The 2,971-nt window shown below is 45.8% G+C and carries 2 protein-coding genes; both read right to left on the reverse strand.

Annotation, left to right across the window (positions count from 1 at the left end):
* Positions 1-2,022: TonB-dependent receptor domain-containing protein (locus VK541_RS21625; protein ID WP_324372590.1), on the reverse strand; the 2,022-nt coding region annotated here is incomplete at its 3' end.
* A gap of 49 nt (positions 2,023-2,071) precedes the next feature.
* A complete protein-coding gene (locus VK541_RS21630; protein WP_324372592.1) occupies positions 2,072-2,707 on the reverse strand; it encodes an intradiol ring-cleavage dioxygenase in 636 nt (211 codons plus the stop codon).
* Positions 2,708-2,971 lie beyond the last annotated feature (264 nt).

Consider the following 2,971-nt stretch of genomic DNA (forward strand, 5'->3'; position numbering starts at 1 on the left):
CAGGTTCAGGCGCTCATCTTTTGATTTCTTGCTGATCGTCATGTTGTAAAACTTCCAGCCGGAGCGGTAACCCTGCAACTGCAGGTTTTTTGCACCAAAGAACCCATAGAAGTCAACACTAAAACCCTTTGGAAGCTTGTAGCTGCCGTTTAAGGTCAGCTGTCTCATCAAACCTTTATTACTGATACCAAGCGTACCACTTTCCAGCCACACATATTGCGCGGTCAGTCCGGTACCCAGGGAAAATGCAGAAGAAGGTTTCCAGTTAAACGTAGCTGACATGCCCAGTCGCTGGTTCTTACCCACATTCCTCCAGGTGCTTTCAAAGATGCCGTTACCTAGTGGGCGGCGGATGTTTTCAATGGTATTCCGGTTGTCATTGAAGAACAGTACAAAATCCCTGAACAATTTAGCGCCGTTGACCGAATAGCTCAGTTGGTAACGGTTCGTCAGTTCGGGCTCCAGCTCCGGGTTGCCATACTGCAAAGTCAGTGAATCGCTGGTATTAACAGTAGGGTTCAGGTAGGAGATATATGGACGTACCAGTTTCATCGCATAACTCAGCTTAATACTCGTTTTATCATTTATCATCCTGTTGAGCAGTAGCTGCGGCACCAGGTTATCAAAAGAAGGGATATTGACACTCTGTTTTTTGAAAACTGCACCGAGTTCCGTTTTCTCATACCTCAATCCTCCGCTCAATCCCCATTTACCAATTTTCAGAGTGGTATTGGCATAAGCAGCATAGATTCTGTTCTGGTAGGTAAAATCATTGGAGCGCAGGGCGTCGCGCTGGAAGCTGCCGCTTTCAAAATCATAAATATCAAACAAACTTTCGCTCTTCGCATTTTTAGCCAGAAACTTGGCACCCGCCTCCAGTTTCATCTTATCGGTAAAGGACCGCGTATAGTCTGCCTGGATCACAAAATCATCATAAGTTGTGGTACTAAAAAAGTTCTCCCTGTACAAGCGCTGCCCGTTCTGCTCTAAAGTATAATCACTGATACCTTTAAACGGCGCATACATTCCCAGGATTGAATACTCGTTTTTTTTATCCGCTGACATGCCGTTAAAGCCAATATTATAAGAGTTGCCATTGTTTTTGACCGGACTTTCCATATTGCGCTGAAACAGGTATTCCTGTGTTCCCTGTATTTCCCTGTAGTTGCCGGCTACGCTTGTTGTTGAATTAGGTGACCGCCTGGCACGGTAACCGATATCAAAAGTGTTTAGTGAATCCAGGCTATAAAGCAGGCTTGCCCCGCCAAAGAAGTAATCACCCGACTGTTTGGTCTCGTTGCGCTGTATTAGCGTCAATTGGTCTGCGCGGCGTCTCAGCACAGAGCCGTTCCTGTTCCAGTACTTCTGATAAAAAGCATCCCCATTAATCAGAAAACTGCCTCTTTTGCTGTGTACATCGCCCATAATACTTTCAGACCGGTTGCCTGCTACACCGCTTACATTTCCATTGGTGGCATCATCTCTTATTTTCCGGGTAATGATGTTGATCACCGCATCTGCCCCTTCGGCATCATAACGGGAGGAAGGATTGGTGATCACCTCGACCCTGACTATATTTTCTCCCCTGATGGCCCTTAGCGCGTCAGCTATAGAGGAAGCATAGATATCGGAAGGTTTCCCGTCAATCAGCACTTTAATATTTGAGCTCCCGCGGATGGAAAGCCCGCCATTTGCGTCCACACTAACCATAGGAACTTTTCTGAGCACATCCGATGCATCAGAACCAGCAATAGCAGGCAGACTTTCCACATTGAAAACTATACCGTCCACACGCTGTTCGATCAAAGATTTTTGACCGCGGATGGTGATAGTTTTCAGCTTGATAGGCTTCTTTTTCTTGGCGGTGTCGAGGCTGCCGGAATCTGTTTGGACTGAATCCTCACGAACATGAAGCGCCCGCCTCCTGAGCGAATCAGTTTTAAGGCTGTCAGGACGTTGCGCATGGACAGAACAAAGCCAAAGGCTGGCCAGGATCATAAAGAAACAGGTCTTCTGATACATTGCTTTGTTAATTTATTAAACTTTTCTTCTAATGGGTTTCGTAGCCCGGTTATTTGGCTGCGGGATAATCAGGGATGTTCCTTCCCAGGTAAATGTTACGTTCTCCTTTGTACATATTTCCTACATCAACGATCTTGACGATACCGCTGCCGCCCCGGTTTTCCAGTTTCTTTTTCTTAGCCTCCGTAAGCAATGGATCATCGGAAAAGAGAAATTCATCAATGTAATATTCATTAATACCCGGTTCCTTTACCGTGACATGTATGTGTGCCGGCTCTGTGCCACCCGGATAGGGTGCAGGACGCAGACAACCAAATTTATAAAAGCCATTGGCATCTGTGCGTACCCAGCCGCGCAGGTAGCCATGCCTTTTTGCCCATCCGGTTTCATTTCCCTTTTTCGGGTAATGACCGGTGGCATCAGTGTGATAGAGGTAGAGTACCACATCAGGCGCCGGGGTTTTGCCGTCTGCCTTGTAAACAGTACCATTGATCCCCATTGGCTTCTTACCATCCCAGCTGACATCAGGGAGTGCCGTAAACGATTTGATTTGTTCAAAAGGAACGGGGCTTTCATAAATGGCCTCGCAACCCTCGCAGGGACCGCCCACTTTCTTTTGCTGCGCCATTGAGTCACAAGCAGTGGCGATCATTAAAACGAAACATATAATGAAATAATTTTTCATGGCTTCAGGATTATTAAATCAGAAATTATGAGTCAAAGGTCAGAAATTATGAGTCAAAGGACGGGCAATTAAGCCAATGTCGGGAATTTAGTAGAGGTAAGCCGCATATTTTAGACGAACGACAGCATGATAACCTGCTTTTTTATCAACAGCTCAATTCTTTTTATCTAAATTTATAGTACCCATTCGACGAACTATGAGTTTTTTAGATCAACAGTTTATCCCGCCATTCTCTCGGCGTTCCGTAACCGTTAAACATGCACT

This window comes from Pedobacter sp. (assembly GCF_035317785.1).
Lineage (GTDB): Bacteria > Bacteroidota > Bacteroidia > Sphingobacteriales > Sphingobacteriaceae > Pedobacter.